The sequence below is a fragment of the Nocardia camponoti genome, assembly GCF_014646135.1.
Lineage (GTDB): Bacteria > Actinomycetota > Actinomycetes > Mycobacteriales > Mycobacteriaceae > Nocardia > Nocardia camponoti.
In genome coordinates this window covers 46,749-65,032 of sequence record NZ_BMMW01000007.1, presented here as the reverse complement: position 1 = coordinate 65,032, position 18,284 = coordinate 46,749, and the positions used below count along the sequence as shown (strand labels likewise).

General features: G+C 68.4%; 25 protein-coding genes. 10 read left to right on the top strand and 15 right to left on the bottom strand.

The window, feature by feature from the left end:
- Positions 1-45: 45 nt before the first annotated feature.
- From IEX78_RS23260 to IEX78_RS23250, 3 genes are all read right to left on the bottom strand, one after another.
- Positions 46-510, bottom strand: a complete 465-nt coding sequence (locus tag IEX78_RS23260) for a hypothetical protein (RefSeq protein WP_188831210.1) — start codon at positions 508-510, stop codon at positions 46-48.
- Between the two features lie 75 nt (positions 511-585).
- Entirely contained in the window at positions 586-1,323 is a 738-nt protein-coding gene (locus IEX78_RS23255) for a hypothetical protein (protein ID WP_188831209.1), read from the bottom strand.
- A gap of 65 nt (positions 1,324-1,388) precedes the next feature.
- The gene (locus IEX78_RS23250; protein ID WP_188831208.1) at positions 1,389-3,059 is read right to left on the bottom strand and encodes a DNA cytosine methyltransferase; all 1,671 of its coding nucleotides are present in this window, start codon (positions 3,057-3,059) and stop codon (positions 1,389-1,391) included.
- A 247-nt stretch (positions 3,060-3,306) separates the two neighbouring features.
- Here IEX78_RS23250 and IEX78_RS23245 point away from each other — a divergent pair, with 247 nt between their 5' ends.
- From IEX78_RS23245 to IEX78_RS23230, 4 genes are read left to right on the top strand one after another with little or no spacing between them, the layout of a single operon-like run.
- Positions 3,307-3,621 carry a hypothetical protein gene (locus IEX78_RS23245; RefSeq protein ID WP_188831207.1) on the top strand — a complete coding sequence of 105 codons (315 nt, stop codon included), beginning with the start codon at positions 3,307-3,309 and terminating at the stop codon, positions 3,619-3,621.
- Positions 3,618-3,926, top strand: a complete 309-nt coding sequence (locus IEX78_RS23240) for a hypothetical protein (RefSeq protein WP_188831206.1) — start codon at positions 3,618-3,620, stop codon at positions 3,924-3,926. The genes IEX78_RS23245 and IEX78_RS23240 overlap by 4 nt, the downstream gene beginning before the upstream one ends.
- Positions 3,919-4,356 carry a hypothetical protein gene (locus IEX78_RS23235; protein WP_188831205.1) on the top strand — a complete coding sequence of 146 codons (438 nt, stop codon included), beginning with the start codon at positions 3,919-3,921 and terminating at the stop codon, positions 4,354-4,356. The genes IEX78_RS23240 and IEX78_RS23235 overlap by 8 nt, the downstream gene beginning before the upstream one ends.
- 5 nt (positions 4,357-4,361) lie before the next feature.
- Positions 4,362-4,655, top strand: a complete 294-nt coding sequence (locus IEX78_RS23230) for a hypothetical protein (RefSeq protein WP_188831204.1) — start codon at positions 4,362-4,364, stop codon at positions 4,653-4,655.
- Positions 4,656-4,731: 76 nt separating this feature from the next.
- Here IEX78_RS23230 and IEX78_RS23225 read toward each other — a convergent pair whose 3' ends face one another.
- A complete protein-coding gene (locus tag IEX78_RS23225; RefSeq protein WP_188831203.1) occupies positions 4,732-5,244 on the bottom strand; it encodes a hypothetical protein in 513 nt (170 codons plus the stop codon).
- A gap of 16 nt (positions 5,245-5,260) precedes the next feature.
- Positions 5,261-5,764: a hypothetical protein gene (locus IEX78_RS23220; RefSeq protein ID WP_188831202.1), complete on the bottom strand. Its 504-nt coding sequence runs from the start codon at positions 5,762-5,764 to the stop codon at positions 5,261-5,263.
- A 125-nt stretch (positions 5,765-5,889) separates the two neighbouring features.
- Between IEX78_RS23220 and IEX78_RS23215 the strand changes: the two genes are divergently transcribed.
- The 4 genes from IEX78_RS23215 to IEX78_RS23200 all read left to right on the top strand — a co-directional run bounded on the left by IEX78_RS23215 (position 5,890) and on the right by IEX78_RS23200 (position 10,654).
- Positions 5,890-6,636 carry a CPBP family intramembrane glutamic endopeptidase gene (locus tag IEX78_RS23215; RefSeq protein WP_188831201.1) on the top strand — a complete coding sequence of 249 codons (747 nt, stop codon included), beginning with the start codon at positions 5,890-5,892 and terminating at the stop codon, positions 6,634-6,636.
- A gap of 450 nt (positions 6,637-7,086) precedes the next feature.
- Complete coding sequence (locus IEX78_RS23210) at positions 7,087-7,416, top strand: hypothetical protein (protein ID WP_229684289.1); 330 nt, start codon at positions 7,087-7,089, stop codon at positions 7,414-7,416.
- Complete coding sequence (locus IEX78_RS23205; RefSeq protein ID WP_188831199.1) at positions 7,413-9,017, top strand: relaxase/mobilization nuclease domain-containing protein; 1,605 nt, start codon at positions 7,413-7,415, stop codon at positions 9,015-9,017. The genes IEX78_RS23210 and IEX78_RS23205 overlap by 4 nt, the downstream gene beginning before the upstream one ends.
- A complete protein-coding gene (locus IEX78_RS23200; protein WP_188831198.1) occupies positions 9,014-10,654 on the top strand; it encodes a hypothetical protein in 1,641 nt (546 codons plus the stop codon). The genes IEX78_RS23205 and IEX78_RS23200 overlap by 4 nt, the downstream gene beginning before the upstream one ends.
- A 113-nt stretch (positions 10,655-10,767) precedes the next feature.
- Here IEX78_RS23200 and IEX78_RS23195 read toward each other — a convergent pair whose 3' ends face one another.
- From IEX78_RS23195 to IEX78_RS23155, 9 genes are all read right to left on the bottom strand, one after another.
- Entirely contained in the window at positions 10,768-11,043 is a 276-nt protein-coding gene (locus IEX78_RS23195; protein ID WP_188831197.1) for a hypothetical protein, read from the bottom strand.
- Positions 11,044-11,069: 26 nt separating this feature from the next.
- The gene (locus IEX78_RS23190) at positions 11,070-11,813 is read right to left on the bottom strand and encodes a DUF8176 domain-containing protein (RefSeq protein WP_188831196.1); all 744 of its coding nucleotides are present in this window, start codon (positions 11,811-11,813) and stop codon (positions 11,070-11,072) included.
- Between the two features lie 35 nt (positions 11,814-11,848).
- On the bottom strand, positions 11,849-12,343 hold the full coding sequence (locus IEX78_RS23185) for a hypothetical protein (protein WP_188831195.1): 495 nt from the start codon (positions 12,341-12,343) through the stop codon (positions 11,849-11,851).
- Positions 12,344-12,364: 21 nt separating this feature from the next.
- On the bottom strand, positions 12,365-13,999 hold the full coding sequence (locus IEX78_RS24465) for a glutaredoxin domain-containing protein (RefSeq protein ID WP_229684286.1): 1,635 nt from the start codon (positions 13,997-13,999) through the stop codon (positions 12,365-12,367).
- Positions 14,000-14,110: 111 nt separating this feature from the next.
- Positions 14,111-14,323 (bottom strand): hypothetical protein, encoded by a 213-nt coding sequence (locus tag IEX78_RS23175; protein WP_188831194.1) that lies wholly within the window; start codon positions 14,321-14,323, stop codon positions 14,111-14,113.
- A 61-nt stretch (positions 14,324-14,384) separates the two neighbouring features.
- Complete coding sequence (locus IEX78_RS23170; protein WP_188831193.1) at positions 14,385-14,783, bottom strand: hypothetical protein; 399 nt, start codon at positions 14,781-14,783, stop codon at positions 14,385-14,387.
- Positions 14,780-15,748 carry a hypothetical protein gene (locus tag IEX78_RS23165; RefSeq protein ID WP_188831192.1) on the bottom strand — a complete coding sequence of 323 codons (969 nt, stop codon included), beginning with the start codon at positions 15,746-15,748 and terminating at the stop codon, positions 14,780-14,782. The genes IEX78_RS23170 and IEX78_RS23165 overlap by 4 nt, the downstream gene beginning before the upstream one ends.
- A gap of 91 nt (positions 15,749-15,839) precedes the next feature.
- On the bottom strand, positions 15,840-16,319 hold the full coding sequence (locus IEX78_RS23160) for a hypothetical protein (RefSeq protein WP_229684284.1): 480 nt from the start codon (positions 16,317-16,319) through the stop codon (positions 15,840-15,842).
- 88 nt (positions 16,320-16,407) lie between these two features.
- Positions 16,408-16,665: a hypothetical protein gene (locus IEX78_RS23155; RefSeq protein ID WP_188831191.1), complete on the bottom strand. Its 258-nt coding sequence runs from the start codon at positions 16,663-16,665 to the stop codon at positions 16,408-16,410.
- A 177-nt stretch (positions 16,666-16,842) separates the two neighbouring features.
- On the opposite strand from IEX78_RS23155, the gene IEX78_RS23150 reads away from it, so the two are divergent.
- Positions 16,843-17,070, top strand: coding sequence for a type II toxin-antitoxin system VapB family antitoxin (locus IEX78_RS23150; protein WP_188831190.1), 228 nt, complete (start codon positions 16,843-16,845; stop codon positions 17,068-17,070).
- 51 nt (positions 17,071-17,121) lie between these two features.
- On the opposite strand, the gene IEX78_RS23145 is transcribed toward IEX78_RS23150, so the two are convergent.
- Complete coding sequence (locus IEX78_RS23145; RefSeq protein WP_188831189.1) at positions 17,122-17,292, bottom strand: hypothetical protein; 171 nt, start codon at positions 17,290-17,292, stop codon at positions 17,122-17,124.
- Between the two features lie 455 nt (positions 17,293-17,747).
- On the opposite strand from IEX78_RS23145, the gene IEX78_RS23140 reads away from it, so the two are divergent.
- Entirely contained in the window at positions 17,748-18,278 is a 531-nt protein-coding gene (locus IEX78_RS23140) for a hypothetical protein (RefSeq protein WP_229684283.1), read from the top strand.
- Positions 18,279-18,284: the final 6 nt, after the last annotated feature.

The following is an 18,284-nucleotide window of genomic DNA, read 5'->3' as shown; positions in this document are numbered from 1 at the left end:
GTCCTTTCGTCGGGAGGCTCGCAGGGGCTGGCGGTGCTGTGCGGCTCAGTGGCCGGGTTGGTCGGCGCCGGCGCCGAAGGTGTAGGCGGTGGGGGACCGGCGGAAGGTCGCAGCGCGGGCCGCGCGGGCGGCCGCCATTGCAGGGGGGACTGTCTCGTGGTGCTCGCCGAGGTAGATCGGTGTCGACTCGTGCCAGCTCGAGCCGGTCTGCTGGCGGGTGATGTCGTCGGGTCGACCCGCCCTCAGCCACACGTCGACGCGGTCCTGGACGTCGACGATGAACTCCACCCACGCATGTGTGCGCTCCAGGTCGGTGACCAAGTCGTCGGCGTAGATATTGGCGTCGGTGTAGGTGTGCAGATCGGCAAAGCAGCCGACATCGGAAGGGATCCGGGCGTTGTCGATGTCGGCGGTGATCTCGGCGGTGATCTGGGCGGTGATCGCCGCGATCGCGGCCAGGTAGGTCGCGTCCGGCGTGATGCGCGAAGGTGTGCTGGGGATGTCGATCATGAGTGCCTGCTCTCTGGTTCGGGTGCCGTGGCCCGGTCCGGTCGACCGGGTCACGGTGCGGGGGAGTGGTCGGGATCAGTCCGTCAGGAACATGACGTCGTGCGCGCAGCCGAGGTGTTCCGCGCGCGCGTACTCGTCGGATTCGGCGTCGTCGTGGCGCGACCAAGTGGCGCAGCCAGCGGGAAATCCGGAGACCTGGTCGACGACCACGAGGTCGTGGTCCGGGGTCAAGCCGGGCACCGCGGCGAGTTCGGCGTCGTGGACGCCGAGCACCCGGGCCGGGCACATCGCGATGCGCCAGCCGCCGGAGTCGGAGTCGCGGTAGGCGACGCGCACGGTGCGATCTTCGACGCCGAGCTCCACGCGCACCTGGTGGTGGAGTTCATCGTCGATCGGCCCGTGCCAGGACAGGGCGTCGATGACTTCATCGAATCGTTCGGGGGCGGGAGCGTCGAGCAGGACCGACACGGTGTTGTCGAAGCGGACGTTCGGGTTGGTGGCCCAGATCCCACGCAGGTAGCGGTAGTTGGTGAGCCCTTCGGGCTGGACTACACCGTCGAGTGAGAGGGCGGTCGCCCCATCGAGGACCAGCCAGTCTCCGTCGCGGTGGACGACACCGGGCAGGTAGGACTGCCAGCGGTGGCCGCCGTGGCTGACCTCGAGGACCGCGCGCACGGTGCGCTCGCGCACGTCGGTCAGGTCGTAGCGGGCGTACTTGCGCCGCACCGCGCCGACCGCGAGCGCGGCTGTCGGGGCGTCGGCTTCGACGTAGTCGTCGGTGTCGGGGTTGGTGAGAATCCACTGGTTCGTCACGATCGGGGTCCTTCCGGAGGTGACGGTGCCCGGCCCGGGAGCCGGGCACCGTCGGGGAGGGTGGGTCAGGCGGCGAGGGCGTAGCGGTCGAGTTCTTCGCCGGTGATGGCTTCCACGAGCGCGCTGATCAAGATCTCGGCGGCCGGGGGAGTGACCGCGTTGCCGTACTGGCGGACCTTCTGGCGTTTGGTGCCCAGCACCGTGTAGGTCGGGCCGAAGGCCATCGCGGTGCCGATCTCGTGCGGCTCCAACATGCGGAACCGGACGTCGTCGATGTCGACATCGGCGGCGATCACGTCGACCAGGGCGTAGCGGTCGCGGGTGGAAACCGCGCCGACCGGTTCGCCGATCTGGCGGGCGCGGCCGGTGCCGTAGTAGGGCACCAGCAGCGAGCGCCACACGTCGGCGGGAATGTTGGCGGGCGGGGTGACCAGCCCGTGGTGGTTGCCCGAGGCGGTGACCGTGGCCAGCGCATCGGTGACCGGGCGGGCATCGGAGCCACCGCCACGCATCTCGGCGATGAAGGGCCAGAACGCGATCCCGGTCTCGTTGCGGGTGGTCTGGGTCCGCAGCGGTGCATCGGCGAGCTGGGCGTCCTTGCCGTCGCGACCCTCCATCGGGACCATCAGCGGCGGGACCACCAGCCCGTGGTTGGAGCCGTCGGCGACGATCGTGGCGAGCTGTTCGTGCAGCCCGATCGTGCGGGGACGGTCCGAGCGCAGCAGCGCGAGGAACGGTGCCGGGATCGCCAGCCCGTCGTTCTCGCGCGTCGTGCGGGCGGCCATCGGGTCGGTCACCTGGGTTGCGTCGTCACGCCAGGTGCCACCGGCGGGGACCATCATCGGGGTGGCCGAGGCGTAGCGCGCCAGCCCGGCGGTGATGCGCGCCATCGTCTTGGGAGCCAGCGGCCGGTCCCGATCACCGATGCGGGTGCCGGTCAGACTCCAGTCGATCGCGGCCGCAGCGGGCACCGCCGGGGGCTCGACAACCGCGTTGCGGCACGACACGTGCGGGCACTTGTAGGTGTACTGCTGGCGGTAGCGGCCCATGTCGGCGCGCTCCTTCTTGAAGACCTGCACCGCGTTGATCCACTCGTCGCAGGTCTCGCAGAACGCCACCGGTCGCAGCCACTTGTTCCAGTCGGGGGTGCGTCCCAGCGACCGGCACCAGTACGCCACGTACAGCCGGTCGCGGCTCTGCGGGGCGGGCTGGGTGCGCACGGGCTGAGCGTGCATGGAGTTCAGCGCGATGACCTTGGTGTGGTAACCGAGTGCGCGGATCTCGCCGATCCAGCGGTCCCACTGATCCCAGGAGCGGACCTCGACGACGTTCTCGACGATCCCGGCGCGCACGCGGCCGCCGCGCTCGATCACTCCACGCAGGTAGCCGGGCACCTCTTCCATGAGCGCGCGGGAGCGCTCGGCTTCCTCGTCGCGCTCGACCAGATCGAACAGCCCGTCCTGCATGGTGGCGTCGAAGTCGCGGCGCACACCGCGCGCGGCCGACCACTTCGGGCACTCGGGGGATGCCCAGAAGATGTCGACGACCGGCCACTTGTCCACGGGTGCTTCGCGGATGTCGCCGATCCAGTGATCGGTCTCGGGGAAGTTCGCCGAGTGGGTTTCGATTGCCTTGGTCCAGTGGTTCGCAGCGCGGGTGACCGTCACGCCGGGCACCGCGTGCGCGCCCTGGCTCGATCCGCCTGCTCCGCAGAACCAATCCATCACGGTGAGCATGGGTGTCCCCTTTCAGGGTCTTCGAGGGTGGGTTGGAGGTCGAAGAGTCGGGGTCCGGTCCGTCATCTTCTATTACCTACTCTACCCCTTTCTAGACCTTTGTCAACCACAATTGACACGACTTTTTCCCGTGTCGCCGTGAAAGGTGGCTATCAATGGGGTAGACTAGGGTCTAGAACAAGGCAAGGCTTCGGACGGCCCGCCGACGTTCTCTCCACCCTCGAAGACCCGAAAGGGGACCAGGACCATGAACGATTCCGACCACGAGTTCCAGCACTACCTCGCATGGGAACGCGGCGCGTTCGCGAAGATCGACGCCGCGATCAGCGCGGTATCCGTCGCGACGGGGATGCTGCTGGCGACCGGTGTCATCCCGGCCGACAACCCGATCACCACCGGTTCGGTGCTGCTGGCATTCGCCGCGTGGCCGGGCTGGGGCGCGCTCAAGCTCCACGCCGAGCACCGCGAGCTCACCGCCGAGCTGCGAGACCAGGGCTGCACCGAGCAGTGCTGGACGATCAACGGCGGCCTGCACACGATGACCCAGGCCGGTGCCCGATGATCGAGCAGCAGGGACGATTCCTCACCGCCGACCACACCAAGCACTACGGATTCCTGGCCCGCGCCGACCGCTGGAAGCTGTCGTGGCTGCCCGAGATCGCGCTGCCGATCGAGCAGGCCGAGGCCGGACTGCGAATCGCGGAGATGGCCGCCTACTGGGGTCCGTGGCTGCTGTTCACCGACAAGACCGAAGCCCACATGGTGCGCCGAGTCGTCGAACAGCACGCCCAGGTACTCGGCATGGACGCGCTCGATGCGTACCTGCGCTGCCTGGCCAGCGACACCTCCAGGGGCCGAGATGACTGAGATCTTCGCCTACTTCCGTGTCGCGCTCGCCGACGACAACACCGAAGACGTGGTGGCTGCGTTCGCCGCTGGCTACGGCGTCGAGCTGCCCGAGATCCACTTCTTCGGCGAAGCGGTGCCGCCGGTGATGGTGCTGTGGACGGTGCTCACCACGATGGATCACGCCCACTCCACCGCCCACAGCCAGCGCGTCGCCGACTACGCCTACCAGCGCGGCACCCTCATCGAGCAGTTGGTGAACGCACCCGCGCCCTGTCCAGCGCTGTGGGGACTCATCGCCGCCGCCACCGAGGCGGGCGGCGGAATCGTGGTCGTGCCCGGCCCCGAACACCTCGAGGGCTTCGGTGCCCCGGGCCCGATCGTCGAGCAGCAGCTGCGCGCAATCCCGTCCACCCGGCTCGTCTACCTCACCCCGACTCCCAGGAGCTGATCACGATGTCCAACGACTACACCGACGAAATTCCCGAGGCGAAGGCAGGCGATCGCGCCTCGGTCGTGTACTACCCCAGCGGCCACGACATCGAAGTGTGGGATCCGGAAGACCCGTGGCACGGGCCCTGCGACGTGCTCAGGTCCAGCGATCCGCTCCACACTCACGTCGAGGTCGAAGCGGTTCTGCTCGCGAACCGCTTTCGCGTGGTGGGCGAGTGGACTGACCGCGATCCCGAGGATCCCGGCATGGAGTTCTGCGCCGATGTCGAGTTCCTCGGCTTCGAGGACGAGGGCTGAGGCCGCCACCATCACCTGACGAACGCCAGAGCGGCTCGGACCGAATCGGTCCGAGCCGCTCTGCTGTTCGTCGACTTCAGTCGGTGAGAGCCCAGCTGTCCTCGTCGGCATCCCAGTGCAGCGCCAGGCGCGATCGGCCCCCACGGGCGAGCACGTCGTCGACCGCCACCGCGAGCTCGTCGCTGACCCGACCGCCGTCGGCGAACAGCGCCACCGGCTCGAGCACGACCTGATCTCTCTCAGCCAGCCACACCCGCACATCCAGGCGCGGTCCGAAACCGTGGCAGTCGAGCAGCGCGAAAGCCAGGCACACCGCCCGCCATTCGACCCCGCCGACGACCTCGACCTCGCCGCCGACGGCGCAACGCGCACCATGCTCGGCGACCACGCGCGGCCAGCAGATCGGCGCGGCGGTGCGCACCCACTCCCCCCGCGAAGGCTCCGTCACGGTGATCGCCGCGTCGACGAGCACGTCCGCGAGCCACCGCGGGGCCGTCGGGGACGCGGCCGAACGCCGCGCCCATCCGGCCGTTCGCTGGCACCGCGCACCGTCCCCGAGGGTCATCCCGGCCAGATCGTCGACAGTCATCGGTTCGGGTTCCCGGTCACGCCGACTGCTCGACCGGCACCGAGCCGGCCTGCGTCGGGTTCTCGGCGGTGCCGTACTGGCGCACCATCGAGTCGAGCAATTCGCCGTGAGCGCTCTTGTCCTCGGGCTGGGTCAACGGCACCTTCGCGGCCTTGACGCGCTCCGAGTCGGTCGGCGGAGTCGACACCGGCGCGCTCACGGCACGGGACTTGTCGCGCGCTGCACGTCGCGACACCGCGTTGATCGCGTCGGTGGGCTTGAGCTTGATCCGTTCGAGCGTGGTCACCTTCGCCCCGGCGTTGCGCGCCGCTTCGTATGCCGCGACAACCGCGTCCTCGGCGGCTTCCTCCTCGCGCCGCAGCCGCTCGATCGTCTCGCGGCGCTCGTCGCGCTTGCCCTGCCACTCGCCGACCATCACCGCGAGTTCGGCGATGCGCTCCTCGACGTCATCGTCGATCAGCGCCTTGCGGTAGGCCGCCAGCGCGTCGTCGACGACCGCCGACTCCCTCTTCTTGGTCATACCGAACACCCTTTCCATCGCCGTTGTATCCGATGTGCCTAGTGTATCTATAGGTTCCGATTCGCGACAGCTCATCCCGGCGGTGCCCGATCGTCGGGAAAGATGTCATCGACTGGAGGGGGCACATGATCCGCACCGGATGCCGAATTTTCGCCGCGCTCATGCTCGCGACGCCGCTGCTGCTGGTGGGCCCGATGGTCGTTGCCGGGCTGCTCGGCGAAGCGGTCGCGTTCGCCATCGCGATGGGGAGTCTCGCGGCGATGATCCTGTACCAGTCCGCCTACAACGTCGAGCCGCACTCGACGATTCGCGCGGAAGGAGCCGCATCAGCGGCCTGGCTCGGGCTGTGTCGGCCCGCAGTTTCTCGGCCGCAGTCGACCACGAACGTGTGGCTCGTCTGGTGCCTGGCGGTGCCGGTAGCCCTGGCCGGCGTTCACTTCCTCGGGCAGCTCACGCTGACCCAGCTGTGGGATCCGGCGGTCGACTCCGCGCAGCAGGCCGCCCGCAGCGAACGCCGGGACATGATCGTCAACGGCGGCTGGTTCAGTGGAGTCGTGTTGATCCCGGTGTTCGTCGCGGCCATCCCTGAGGAGGTCCAATACCGGAGTCTGGTGCTTGCGGTCCAGCGATTGCTGGCGGGTTGGAGTCGCATTCCCGATGCGGTGAGAGGCCTCGCGGTGCTGCTCGCCGCGACCGTCAGCGTGGTGACTTTCGCGCTCGCCCACGGTGGGTTCGGCGCTACCAACATCGTCTCGGCAGCGGTCGGTGGTGCGATCTACACCGGCCTGGCGGCCTACACGCGCTCCCTCTGGCCTGCCGTGGTGTGCCACGCCGCGTACAACGCGATCGTGATCAGCACGACCATGTTCTGAGGCGAAATCGCCCGCCTACGCGGCCGCCAGCCGGGTGACTTCGCCCGCCCGTGCCTCAACCGCCCCGGTGTAGGCGGGTTCGATTCCGCAATCGGCGCTCGAACTTTCCCGAGGCCCTGAACACGTAAGTCCGGTGAGCAAGATATGCCAAAAGGGGGACCTTTTGGCTTGCGCCCGGGGACGGGCGCACGCACACTCGAAGTGGTTCGAGTGTTTCTATCGCCTCTAGTGGTTCTAGAGGCTCCAATGTCTCCGGCTGGACGCCGGAGGCATTGAGGGCCCGGCAGGGGGCTGCCGGCCGGAAGTGAAAGGGACCGGCGCACCGCTCCGGTGCGCCGGTGAAGGGAAGGGAACGACCCAGTGCCTCAGAAGAGCCGTGCACGGTACCGCGCTCACTCGGAGGAGAAGCGAGACCGCAAAAAGGTCGCCTTCTCTCCGACGGAGTGGGCGTTGGTCGAGGCCGCTGCCGCGACCGTGGGGTTGCGACCCGGCGCCTTCGTGGGGCAGGCCGCCGTGGGTGCGGCCAGAGCGTTCGCGAAGCGCCGCGAGGGTTCGGAGGTGCGCACCAGTGGAGAAGTGCAGGCGCTCACCGACGAGGTGCGCGAGCTTCGTCGTCTGCTGGGCAACGTGTCGGGCAACGTCAACGACATCGCCAAGCACGCCAACTCCACGCACGAGGTCCCCGAACTCCAAGCGGCCGCGGTGCTGGCACACCTGCGTCGCAACAACGACCGCATCGACGCATGGCTGATGAAGGTCCTGCGATCGGAGACGCTGTGATCGGCAAGGTCATCAAGGGCTGGGACGGCGAGCGCTTGGTGCGCTACTTGTTCTCCGAGGGCAAGTACAACGAGCACACCAACCCGACCGTCGTCGCGGCGTGGCAGGGCGACCCGGACGCGCTACAGCCGCTGCGCGACGGGCCCGGCGACTTCGACTTCGCACCCGACGAGATCGGCAAGCTCGCTCGCCACGTGAACGCGGCGGCCACCGCGGCCGGTCTGCCGTCCTCGCAGCCCGAGCCGGGTTCTCCGGGCTACACCAAGCACGGCTACGTCTGGCACCTGCCAGTCGCGATCGAAGCGACCGACGGTCAGCTCGACGCCAAGACCTGGCGCCGCATCGCTGAGGACATGCTCGCCGAGACCGGCATCGCGGTGCCCGGCGACGCCGGCGCGTGCCGATGGATCGCGGTGCACCACGGCACCTCGGTCGGAGGAAACGATCACATTCACATTGCTGCGGTCCTCGTCCGCCAGGACACCGGAAAGCGGTTCTACCCGAGCAACGACTTCAAGGCGGTGCGGCGGGTGGCGCGCCGATGGGAGAAGGCACTCGGGCTGCGGTTCACCGCCGACCCCGATGCCTTCGCGCAAACTCCGACCGCGACACGAGGCGAGCAGGAGAAGGCCACGCGCCGCGCCAACGAAGGCGACGAGGGAATGCTTCGCGCCGAAGCCGGGGCCGCAGCCCGTGTCCAGTTGCGTCAGGTCATCCTCGAGGAGGCCGCGATCGCGGGAGGCCCCGAGGAGTTCATCGATCGGCTGCAGGCTCACGGAGTTCTTGTCGAACTGGTTCGCGATGACTCCGGCCGAGTCCGTGGTTGGTCGGTCGCCGCGGCGGGGGACGTGTCGGCCAAGACCGGCAAGCCGATCTGGTTCGCCCCCAGCCGACACCTCGGTGCCGATACCTCGTGGCCGCGCATCACCGCGCGATGGCAGCGACCCCCACGCGCGCGCACAACGCCCCCGCGGCAACCTCACGAGGTACTGGCCGGCGCCACCGAAGCGGTGCAGTCGGCGACTGCCACCGTGCGGCAGAGCCCCGATCAGATACGCCCGGTAGCGCGCGAGCTCCAGGAAGTCGTCACCGCGTGGGCCGCCGTCGCCGACGGCACCGAACGCCGCGGACCCCTCTCCCGTGCGGCGTGGGCGCTGGACCCGGCGACGCGCACCGCGCGCGGACTGTCCCCTGTCCCGGCGGCCGGTGCCGCGGCGACACTGCGCGCTGCGTCGCGCGAGATCGCCGAAGTCCGGCTGTTGTCGGGCCGCGGCCGACAACGCGACGCCTCCGCACAGTTGGCCGTCGCCGTGGCCGAACTCCTACTCGAGATCGCGGCCTGGCACCAGACACACGAACGGACGACGGCCATGCGCAGTGCCGAGACGGCTGCCGAGCATGTGCGCGCCCACGGCGCCGAGTCCCGGCCTGCTGCCCTGGTGCCGGTCACGGCGAGTGCCGACGGTGGCCACGCATCTTCGCCGACAACCCACCAGACGGCGACCCCCGTACCCCAGCAGATCGAATCGGGCCGCCGGCCCGAGGCCGGACCGGAGACCCGGCGAGGCGAACTTCCCCAAAAGCGAAAGGATCGGCGATGAACCAGCCCGTAGAGACCCCGGTGATGGGTCTGCCTCGCGACGAGATGATGCGGCTCGCCCTCGCGACGCGCACCATGGCCACCCTGCTGCGCGAGATCCGCGAGCGCCGCGGCCGCGCGGCATGGGACGACACGAACAACGCGGCTCGGAAGCGTGCCGCCGCGACCCGGCCGATGATCGGACGGTTCAGCCACGCCGATCTGGGGGAGTGGAACCGATTGGGCCCCGAGGCGATTCGGTCGGAACTTCACGAGGATTCGGGGATGACGATCCGCGTCGGCCCGCTGTCGAACGGCCGGTTCGGCGTCCAAGCCGGATGGGCCGACCATCACGCCGAGACCGTGGCCGGGTCCAAGGACATGGCGGACCGGATCACAGACTGGCTGCGAGCTAACGCCTCCCACGAAGCCGTCGACGTCATGCACCTGTCGAGCGAGGAGATCCACAACACCGGGACCGCCGGGCCAGCGCGACACCAAAGACGCGACCAACAGCGCAGCGACTTCACCACCGCACGGGAGTGGCTGCACTCAACCGACCCCGACCGAGCAGCGGACTGGGAGCGCTCCTATGCCGCCACCGACTCCACGGTCAACCGTGACCTGGACGAGAAGCAATTGATCGCCGAGTGGAGCAAGGCCACCGGCGGCGGCACGCTCACGCCATTCCAACAGGCTCGCAAGTGGGTCCGCGAGAACCGGCCCGAATACCACGCCGACTGGGAGCAGCGCTACGCCGCAGCTGACTCCCGCCATGACAAGCGCGGCGACGAAGCTGAGCTGGTCCGGTTCTGGATCAAGGAGAAGGCCGCTGAGACGAACTCGGCACAGGGGCCGGAGTCCGCCGAGAAGAACTCGAGCACGAAGCCGCGTCCGCTGGCGGATCGGCTGCGCGGCAAGGTGCCCGACCGCGTGCTCGACGATGCGCGGTGGGAGACCGCCGAGCAGCAGTTCGCCTCGTTGGTCGCTGAGGGTGTCGATCCGGATCATCTAGTCGCGGCTGTCGCGGCGATCGACTTCGACAGCGGCAAGGTCCGTGCGCCGAGTGGGTTCGCCGCGTGGGTGATGCGCGACGCGGCCAAGAACGGGCGCGCCCGCTCGACCACGAGCGAGGACGAAGCCCGCCGCGATGTCGCCCAGGAGTGGCTCGACAGCGCCGATGCCTCAAGCCCGTTCGACCGGGCACGCGCGGCGACGCTGGTGGGCGAGATCGATGACGAGTTCGATGCCGCGCTGGCCAAGAAGTTCCCCGGCATCCTCGACAGTGAAGAGCCCGCTGCATCGTCGGTCCCCGACACCGAGGTCGCTGAATCCAGCGAGCAGGAACACCACGACGAGAACACCGTGTTCGTCGTCGACCAGGACGGTGAAGTCATCGAGGTTCCGTTCGTGGCCGCTGAGCCCGCGGCCGCTGAAGCGACACAGCCTGCGGACGCGAGCGCGTCAGCGGACCACGAGCCGGGCGAAGAGAAGACGGCGGCCGCCGCAGCGGGAGCCAGCGCCGAGGCCGCGCAGGCGGTGATGACGCCACCGTCGGCGAGCAAGGGTAAGTCCCAGCAGCATTCGCGTACGCGGCGGCGCGGGGCGGCACCGGTGAATGAGCCGACCCAGCACCGCACGCGCGGGCACAGCCACTAGGCGCCCCGCCCTGTCGGCTGGGCGGGTAGGCGGTCCGGAAACAGCGAATCCACCGGAGCAATGTCTCCGGTGGATTCGGTCGTTAGAAGGACTGTCGGGGGTACGCAGCTAGGTCAGAGAATCGGCCGCAGCTCGGTCGTGACAACGACACTGACGAGCAGCCCGGTCCCATGCAGTGGGGCGATGGTGTGGTCGACGCCGAGGACGATCGCGGTGTAGGTCGGGCCGGACGGGGTGGCGGTGGATTCTTCGGCGGCGCTGTCGCGAGCGCGCACCCGGCACTGCTCGATCAGCATCTCGGTCATGTCCGAGACCCGTGCGAGGTCATCGACGACCTGGCTCGCGGCGTAGGAGACGACCTCGTCGTGGGTCGTGGCGGGGAAAGCCATTGCGGTCCTTTCAGAACGGGGGTCGTTCAGCTCGATGCAGAAGTGATCTTGGTGATCAGGGTTCGCCCCTCGACGGGCGCGGTGGTGATGATCTGCCGGTAGCTCGACGAGTTGGCCTGCTGGCGGGCCACGATCTCGACGTTGAACTTGCCCGGCTCCGCGTGCGGGGTGATCGTGACGCAGTGGACGGTGCCGACGGGGACAGTGTCGATGCCTTGCTGGATTGTCTCGACCGGGGAGACCGACGCATCGGGGGTGACCACTTCGCGGGCCTTGGCTCCAGAGCGCGTCGCATAGTAGGCGTGTTCGAAGGCCAGAATCGCTGACGGGCCCGAGTCGGTGCCACCGGGCCCGTTGCCCCGAACTTTGGCCGGGGTCGTGATCGGCGCGCACGGCCCGCCCGCAGCGAAGCCGGGTTCTTCCGGGGCGGGCGCGGCCACCGGCGACGGCGGCGCAGGCACGATGATCGTCTCGGGGGTAGTGGCCTTCTGCACTGCGAGTGAGATCGCGGCGACCGCGACGGCAGCGGTGGCCGCCGCGATCCCATACATCGCGAATCGGCGCCCCGTGGTCGCGTGCGCAGCTGGCTTCGGTGGCGCGACCGCCGGCGGCGGCGCGGGTGCCGTGGCGGGCTCCGGGGACGGTTCAGCGACCGGTTCGGGCTCCGGCTCTGGTTCGGGCTTGTTCAGCTCGGGGTAGCTGGGCCGAGACAGCACCGGGGCCCAGCGGCCGTCGGTCGGAGCGGACCGGCTCGGAATGTTGGTGGTCATCGTCGCTTCCTTCGGATCGTCGGGACGTGAGGCTGTCAGCGTGTGCGGGGGCGGTTCTGGATGATCGGCTCGACGGCGGACGGAGGTCTCCCCGTGCGGGCGATGGCTCCCACTGCCCGAGGCTGGTGGTGGGCCGGGGAGATCGCCCGTGACGTGGGCGGGGTGAGGAGTACGGTCGCGCCGGTGCGCGTGGCCTGCAACTCGGTGAAGGTCGGGCGGGTCCGCTGGGCCCTGCGTTTCTCGTTGTCGAGGATCGTGGTGCGGTAGGCGGTGTAGGAGCGAGAGAGCAATTCCTGGTGGGCTTCGACATCGTCGGCGCCCTGGCCGCCGAAGCGGCGCCAGCTCTCGGGCCACGCGGACTGATCCGACAGTTCGTCGATCCTGTCGCCGATCGTGATGGCCGGGGGGCTGTCTTCGCCGTACAGCGCCCACGCTGCCCATTGCTGGCCACGCAGCTCGGCGACCTCGGTCAGCCTGTCCTTCCAGGCGAGGTAGTCATCGTCGATGCTGGGGAGAGCGTTCTCAGGCATGGCTTTCCTTGTCGGTGGTGGTCATCGGGTGCGGGCGGGAACGTGCTGGCGTGCCGGGGCGAGGTGATCGGCGGGTGCCGCCGCAAGCGCTCGTTGAGACGATGCGTCCGTGCGGACGGGAGGCGTGAGTGGGGCCGCGGCGGCGTTGGTGCTGCGCTGGATGACTTGGTCGAAGGCCGACCGCGCCGGTGCGGGGGCGATCGCGGCCGCGGTGGCCTGATCGAGAGCCGCCTGCACGATCGCGCCGGTCTTGCGGGGGTCGCCGTTCGGCAGTGCGACCCACGCGGGTGAGCCGACAGCGGGAATGTCGCCGCGTCGCTGGGCAGAGCGAAGGTACGGCGCGGCCCATTGGCGCACGGCGTCCAGGTCGACCGCGTCGGATTCAGCGGTGCTCTGCGGCTGGGGACTGGGCTGTGACAGCGGCGGTGGTTCGGGGCGGATGTTGCTCGCCAAGGCCTTGAGCCGCTCGGGCCGGAAGCCCGCGAACCGGATCTCACCGGCTTCTACGACGGGTGCGGCCATGAATCCGAGTTCCTTGAGCCGCGCTCGCGAGGCTGGATCGGCTTCGAGCTCGACAACTCGGTACGGGGCGCCGATCCGATCGAGCATGTTCTTGGTGGCGTCGCACTGGACGCAGTCGGATTTGGTGTAGACGGTGATCGAGGTCGAGGTGTTCTCGATGGCGGGGGCGTTCACAGCTTCTCCTGACTGTCGTGCCGGGGCGAACGGCGTGCGGGGATCGAGCAGCGGCACGGGCACGAGATCGGCGAAGCCGTGGCCCGCAGCGAGGTGGTTGGTGAGGTCTTTGCCGGTGCGTGCCTCCACGACGCGGATCTCGCCGACAAGGCCGACGAGGGTGGCCATCACGCGCACGGCGCGGTGGTAGCCCGCAGCATCGCGGTCGACGACGATCACCACTCGGCGCGCACCGCGCAGGTACTGGGCGTGCGCGGCGGTCCATGCGGCCGCGCCGCCAGCGTTTGTGGTGGTGTCCGCGCCTGCGGCCGCGCCGTTGTCGGCGTCCTTCTCGCCTTCGACGAGGTAGATCGTGCGCCCGGCGGCGATGGCGTCGAGCAGTTCGGGCAGCCGGTAGGGGATCTTGTCGAACGCGGTGTATTCCCAGCCGGTCGCGGTGGCCTTGCGCTGACGAAAGTCTTTGTCGCGGCCTTTGGCGAAGGTGGCTTCGCGGCGGATGACCTTGCCCGCCACCGTGCCGTCGGCGTGGCGGTACAGATACTGCGCGACCGTCTTCCACGCAGTGAGCTGTTCGCCGAGCTTGTCGGCGACCTTCGGTCCCTTCCGCTCAAGTGGAGGAAGGCCCGCTGCGGCGATGGCACGATCGGCGACGCTGAGGGTGCGTTGCTGTGGGATCGGGGTGGGCCGCTTCTTGCCGGGCTCCAGTTTGCGGTCGAACATGTCGCGGACTCTCAGCCCGATAGCGTCCAGGACCGCTTCGTCGGAACAGCCGGCGAAGCAGTGCACCACGGTGCGCTGCTTCGCACTGTCGTATTTGACGCCCAAGCTGGGCTTGTGATGCCCGCCGTCGCCCTCGTGCGCGGGGCAGCAGAATCGTGTCCACGACCCGGCCGGGCGCCCTTCACCCACTTTGAGACTGAGGGCTCCGGTGATGGTTGCCCACGATCCCTTGTCGGCCATGGGCACACCTCCTTGGTTCTATAGATTCCAATGTATCTAAATATCTAATGTATCTAAATAGGTGGAGCAGGAGAACCCGCTCCACCTATTTGGTCGAGGAATTTGGAGTGGTCAGCGCCGCTTGGCCGAGCTGGCGAAGCCGGTCAGGGTCATCGCGGCACCGGTAACCACGGCACCCGCGGTGAATGCGGCGGCGGTCCGTGCGGTGTTGCGCCGACCGGCCCGAGGTCGAGGAACGCGCGAGTCGCGGGTGGCCAGCCTGACGATCATCACGATGGTCAGCACCAACACGGCGACGGCGGGGTAGACCCACAGCATCGACATCGGTCCGTCCTCCTTCCGTGCTGGTGGTGCGAATGTATCTAAAGGCAGTGTGGCATGGCGCTCACGTGGTGGCAATGCTCTCGGCGTGTAGGGCGGTCGTGGCGAAGTTCCATCCCCGGCAGAAGGCGAGCACGTCGCGGCCGGTGAATCCATCGATCCAGGACTCGAAAGCCATGTCGCACATCGCGTGCGCCTCCTCGTCGACGGCCGGTCCGCAGACCCACCAGCTCCAGCGGTGTGCGCGGCTCGGTTCCTCCGGGCCGACCAGGAACCACCGACCGTCGACGCGGATGGTGTCCACGTCGTACTCCGACACCAGCGCATGCAGTACCTCGCCGCAGGTCATCCCCGCCGCCACACGCAGCAGCGCCAGCCGGACCCGGCGATGAGAGCGCAGTTCCGAGCGTGTGATGCGCGCCCAATGCCGTACCTGGATCATGTTCGGGAGCGGCAAGTTCATCGTGCCCGCCCCGGAACGTGGCTCTGACCGGCAACTGCCGCAGTCGCTGCGACCGGCCCGGTTGCCGCTGGCGCGCGCTGGGGTGCGGCGGAGGTCGTCGGAGGAGTCATCGGCCCGGCCGCGGCACGAGTCTTCGAGCCCCAGCGTCCGAACAATGCGGTCGCCGCCGACGGTGCCTCGGCCTGCCGGTGAACCGCAGCGAGTTCGCTGTCGAGGCGTTCGCTGGGCACGCCCAGCTGGCGTGCATGATCGAGTGCGGCGCCGAAGTCGGCGACGACCTTGCTCAGGTAGGCGGACTCGCCGCCGCGCGCCAGGGCGGCGGTCTGCTCGAAGCGCGTGGCCACGGTGGTCAGCTCCTGCACCGCAGCTGCCTGGGCGGGGGTGAGCCAGTCACCGGTGGCCTGTTGTGGACTTTCCGCGCGGCGGGCGGCCTCGGCCTGCGCCGCGACGAACAACGGGGACTGCAGTCCGTGAGTCGCCACGACGATGCCCAGCCGGATCGCGGACAGTCGCGCGACGACCCGCGCCGAGAGAGAGGGCTTGCCCGCCGCCGGCGCCCACTGCACCTGCTGTGGCGGTGCCGAGGCCTCGGCGTTGTGTGCGCGGCGCAGCGCGGCCACGGCGCTGCCGCGATCCTCGACGTTGAGCCCTGGGAAGGAGTGGATCCGGCGTTCGAGTGCTTCACCGCGCGCAGCCAGACGTTGCTGGGCCGCCGCCCAATCGGTTTCGCTCTGGCCCGGCGCACGGCGCGAACCGGTGACCATCGCCCGTTGGTGATGCAGGATCTCCAACCCGATCTGGCTGCGCGCGATCTCGGTATCCATGCGTTGGTTCTGGGCGTCCTCGCGCACGGCGCGGGAGAGTTCCTTGCGGACCGCACGCGGGATCTGGCGTGCGGTCGGGTTGTCGGTACGCCATTGCGCGATGATCTCGGCGATCACCGCGTCGAGCGAGCTGTCGGCCATGGTCTGCTCCTTGTCGGGTTCTAGTGAATCTAGTGTATCTAAATAGACTTCGGGTTGAGCTACGACAGGGAATCCTGTTGTAGCTCGACTCCTAGGACGTCGAGCTGGCCACCGACTTCGCGCTCTCGGACGGATAGGTGGCGCCCGCGGTCTTCTCCTCGATCGCTTCCTCGATCCAGTCCGTCAGGGCCGGGTACAGCTCGGCCTGTGCCCACCAGGCTGCTCGTGCCCGTTCCCAGGTGCGCGGAGTACACGTGAAGCTGCGGCGCTTGCGCCCAGCGGTGCCGCTCTCGGTGGTTCGACGGCCTGGCGGCAGCCGGTCGGGAGCGGGTTCGAGCTCGTCGACACCGAGCGCGGCGCGAACTCGTGCGCTCTTCTCGTCAAGGGCTGCTTCGAGCCATTCCGCCCACGCCGGGTAGTCGCGGCGGCGGCGCATCCATTCGGTCTTGGCGGCGTTCCACACCTCGTCGGTGGCCGAGAAGCTCGATCGTTCGGGACTTCTGCGGCGTTCCTCGCTGTCGGTCACCGTGATCCTCTCCATCTGCGACGCCCCGGTCGCGGCTGTTGCCACTCGATCGCCCCCTTCACCGTCAACTGTATCTAAAGCATCCATCCGTGGCGTCCTCCGCGCCAGATGGTGCCGCATCGCGATGTTCGGGCTAGGGAATCCAGCCTCGTGGCCATACGTCGACCCGGACATCCTCCCTCCGAGACAGCGCCATCAACGCCCACACCTGGTCGAACGTGAACGGTCCGGCCGCGGTGTATGTACCCCCTTGCTCGATGCCCGCGAGTTCCATCAGTTCGATGATTGGATTGAGGTCCTCGGGATCGACCATCGTGATCGTGAATCGGGGTTCGATCCCACGCTCACGAGCTTCCTGTGGGGTGAGTTCTCTCGGGCGGTATTGCGGCATGGGAGCAGTGTGCCGGTCCCGTCCGACATGTGTTGCCGAACAACATGATCGGGATCGTTGGCCCGATGGGGTCAGTGCTAGCAGGCCCGGCGACGATGGTGGTGACATCGGTCCAGATCGTAAGCAGGGCGCCCGATCCGCTGCCCGATTTGGTGGCGATGGAGGGATAGTGGGCGTATGGCCATCACCCGCATCGATCTCGACGACGACGTGCTCGATGAGGCGATGCGCTTGATGGGTGCCGCAACAAAGGACGAGGCCGTCAACACCGCGCTGCGGGAGTACGTGCAGCGCGCGCGGCGGGTCGCGGCGGCCACCCGGCTGCTCGAACGTGGGCAGCGCGGCGACTTCGACGCTGCGGAAGGCGCGCGCGACACGGCGAAGCGGGAGCATCGACGGCCCTGAAACCGTGCCCGAAGTGCTCGTCGTGCTGGGGCCGACCTGTCTGCGATTCGCCTACTTTCCCACCGCGCGCGTGGCACGCATCATGCCGTAGCAGACGAGTAGATCGCTGATCCGCTGCTGGACGGCCCACACTTGCGGATCATCCGGATCCAGACCGGCGTCGAGTAGCGCCTGGCGGTCGACCGAGTCCATTCCCATACCCATGTTGGACGGTCCGGACACTGCGAGGGTTCCCTCGGCGATCTGACTGACCTCTGCTTCGCCTATGTCGTCACCTCGTCTCCGCGAGCCAATGCGGTCTGTGCGACCCGAGGAAGAACCGTATGACGCATCAACGAATGAGGTTGGCCCGGTGGCCGTGTAAGCCGGGGGGCGGGCCGATTTTCGTTGTCTGACCGGCCGGATGTCGCTTCTGGCAAACATGCGAGGCCTCCTTCACCAGGGCTGATGGCGCGCTGTGTCGCCATCTCGTGATCGCAGCAAACCTCCAGTGTAGATACATTAGATACATTAGGGGTGATAGAAATCAGTCGTCGCCCCGTGACACCCGATAGGGGGAGCCATGGCGCGACGCACGCGGCACAAGCACAGCGACGACCAGCTCAGCCTGGAGGATCTATGGGGCGACCCGACGCCGACCCCATCCACCGTGGAAGTCAGAAAGGACAATGAACGAGATGACCATCTACGTGGAGAAAGTCCGCAGCTACTGGCGGACCTACCTGCCGCAGGCGACAGCGCAACTGAGCGATCCGGAGGCCCACTTCCGGGACCTGGCCGGGCAGATCAGCGAGCGAGTGGATCAGATCGCGGCCAAATTGTCGGCGAATCAGCCGACCCTGCCCGACGACTACCTGGCCCGGGTCGGGACGCTGAACACGATGCGGCTGCAGGCCGAGGAGACGGCGCTGGACGAGCTGCTGTTCTCGACTCCACCGGAGCCGGAGGCCGACGAGGACCCGGAGCCGAGCAGCCGGGAACGCGATCTGCTGACGATGCAGCAGGAAGAAGCGGCGGTGGAGCGGCGGCTGGAGATGGAGCCGGGCAGCCCGGAGGCGATCGAGTGGGATCGCCGGTGGCCGCATCTGGTCGAGGAAGTGACCTGGATGCTGGGCGATCACGACGACCTGACGACCTCGCAGAAGCGGGCGCAATTGGCCGAGATCATGCTGCGGCAGGACGCGGCCAGAGCGGCACTGCAGCAGTAGCTTTCG

Excerpts from the sequence above, each read along its gene's own strand:
- IEX78_RS23155 (WP_188831191.1), bottom strand. The coding sequence starts at position 16,665 with ATGCCGCAATACCGCCCGAGAGAACTCACCCCACAGGAAGCTCGTGAG.
- IEX78_RS23185 (WP_188831195.1), bottom strand. The coding sequence starts at position 12,343 with ATGCCTGAGAACGCTCTCCCCAGCATCGACGATGACTACCTCGCCTGG.
- IEX78_RS23195 (WP_188831197.1), bottom strand. The coding sequence starts at position 11,043 with ATGGCTTTCCCCGCCACGACCCACGACGAGGTCGTCTCCTACGCCGCG.
- IEX78_RS23140 (WP_229684283.1), top strand. The coding sequence starts at position 17,748 with ATGACCATCTACGTGGAGAAAGTCCGCAGCTACTGGCGGACCTACCTG.
- IEX78_RS23240 (WP_188831206.1), top strand. The coding sequence starts at position 3,618 with ATGATCGAGCAGCAGGGACGATTCCTCACCGCCGACCACACCAAGCAC.
- IEX78_RS24465 (WP_229684286.1), bottom strand. The coding sequence starts at position 13,999 with ATGGCCGACAAGGGATCGTGGGCAACCATCACCGGAGCCCTCAGTCTC.
- IEX78_RS23225 (WP_188831203.1), bottom strand. The coding sequence starts at position 5,244 with ATGACTGTCGACGATCTGGCCGGGATGACCCTCGGGGACGGTGCGCGG.
- IEX78_RS23220 (WP_188831202.1), bottom strand. The coding sequence starts at position 5,764 with ATGACCAAGAAGAGGGAGTCGGCGGTCGTCGACGACGCGCTGGCGGCC.
- IEX78_RS23230 (WP_188831204.1), top strand. The coding sequence starts at position 4,362 with ATGTCCAACGACTACACCGACGAAATTCCCGAGGCGAAGGCAGGCGAT.
- IEX78_RS23175 (WP_188831194.1), bottom strand. The coding sequence starts at position 14,323 with ATGTCGATGCTGTGGGTCTACCCCGCCGTCGCCGTGTTGGTGCTGACC.
- IEX78_RS23150 (WP_188831190.1), top strand. The coding sequence starts at position 16,843 with ATGGCCATCACCCGCATCGATCTCGACGACGACGTGCTCGATGAGGCG.
- IEX78_RS23235 (WP_188831205.1), top strand. The coding sequence starts at position 3,919 with ATGACTGAGATCTTCGCCTACTTCCGTGTCGCGCTCGCCGACGACAAC.
- IEX78_RS23190 (WP_188831196.1), bottom strand. The coding sequence starts at position 11,813 with ATGACCACCAACATTCCGAGCCGGTCCGCTCCGACCGACGGCCGCTGG.
- IEX78_RS23200 (WP_188831198.1), top strand. The coding sequence starts at position 9,014 with ATGAACCAGCCCGTAGAGACCCCGGTGATGGGTCTGCCTCGCGACGAG.
- IEX78_RS23245 (WP_188831207.1), top strand. The coding sequence starts at position 3,307 with ATGAACGATTCCGACCACGAGTTCCAGCACTACCTCGCATGGGAACGC.
- IEX78_RS23170 (WP_188831193.1), bottom strand. The coding sequence starts at position 14,783 with ATGAACTTGCCGCTCCCGAACATGATCCAGGTACGGCATTGGGCGCGC.
- IEX78_RS23260 (WP_188831210.1), bottom strand. The coding sequence starts at position 510 with ATGATCGACATCCCCAGCACACCTTCGCGCATCACGCCGGACGCGACC.
- IEX78_RS23215 (WP_188831201.1), top strand. The coding sequence starts at position 5,890 with ATGATCCGCACCGGATGCCGAATTTTCGCCGCGCTCATGCTCGCGACG.
- IEX78_RS23250 (WP_188831208.1), bottom strand. The coding sequence starts at position 3,059 with ATGCTCACCGTGATGGATTGGTTCTGCGGAGCAGGCGGATCGAGCCAG.
- IEX78_RS23165 (WP_188831192.1), bottom strand. The coding sequence starts at position 15,748 with ATGGCCGACAGCTCGCTCGACGCGGTGATCGCCGAGATCATCGCGCAA.